General features: G+C 43.3%; 1 protein-coding gene. It reads right to left on the reverse strand.

Going from position 1 to position 1028, the window contains the following annotated elements:
* Window positions 1-44: 44 nt before the first annotated feature.
* Entirely contained in the window at window positions 45-926 is an 882-nt protein-coding gene (locus QO187_RS13805; protein ID WP_102093779.1) for an IS982 family transposase, read from the reverse strand.
* Window positions 927-1028 lie beyond the last annotated feature (102 nt).

A 1028-nucleotide genomic window follows, 5' to 3' on the forward strand; every position in this document is an offset into this window, starting at 1 on the left:
AACCCCAGTTCGGGATAAGCCACATTGTAACTCATTGATACTATTTACAATATGGCTACCTGTCCCTGCTGAGGCATATTTTTGATGGTGGGTTTATAGGGAAACCAGCAATAAGCAATTAAACCTGACAGCAAGTTTGTGATAAACCCCGTGACACTACGATGGCGTGAGTGTTCGATTTGGCACAAGTTTTTAAGCTCTCCAAACACCGTTTCAACCAAAGAGCGATGATTGAGTAGTGCCTCATCCATAGGCTCAAGTAATTGGGGTTTCATATTACGCCGAAGTTTGGTTATCAACGTGGTATCACTGTGTTTTGTGAGCCACTCGTTTAAGGCTTTACTGATATAGCCTCTATCCCCAAACACCTTGCCAAACACAGGCGTTGCCATATCCTTAACAGGCACTCTGTCATCCGTATTACCCGCAGTGACTTTAACAGATACAAGCTCGCCCTTATGATTGATAATGGCGTGTAGCTTAAAGCCATAGAACCAGCCCATGCTGCTTTTGCCTCGGGTTGCAAGTCCCTTAAAGACTTTATGACGGTAGATACGCTTGTTATGACAAACTGCTATCTTGGTTGAATCAATATAGCTGATACCCGTACAGTCGCCCATCATGCTTTGCAAGTAGGCACACAGTGGCATGATACTGCGCGGCACAAGCTCTATAAATCGCGAGTAGCTCGGCAGATTTGGAAACGCCCGTTTCATCATGCCAAGCATGTGATGGTAGTAAAACGCCTTAAACTGTCGATAACGTAATTGATGAAACAGTACCAAGATGGTCATAATCTCTGCTACACTTATCTGGCATGCTCTTAACCTTTGGTGTCCCGTTGCGATTAAATGAGCGTCAAACTCAGGTTTGAATTGCTGATAAAAGTCGTCAATATGGCAGTATAGTTCGGTTAGGTTGTCCATGTAAGAAGTCCTTTTTGCTTAAGTGGTCTTGGTAAACTTACTTTAGCAACTTTGGACTTCTTTTTTTATCTTTTTTTGAGCCCTTATCCCGAACTGGGGTTA

It is taken from the genome of Psychrobacter sp. Arc9 (assembly GCF_041431295.1).
GTDB lineage: Bacteria > Pseudomonadota > Gammaproteobacteria > Pseudomonadales > Moraxellaceae > Psychrobacter.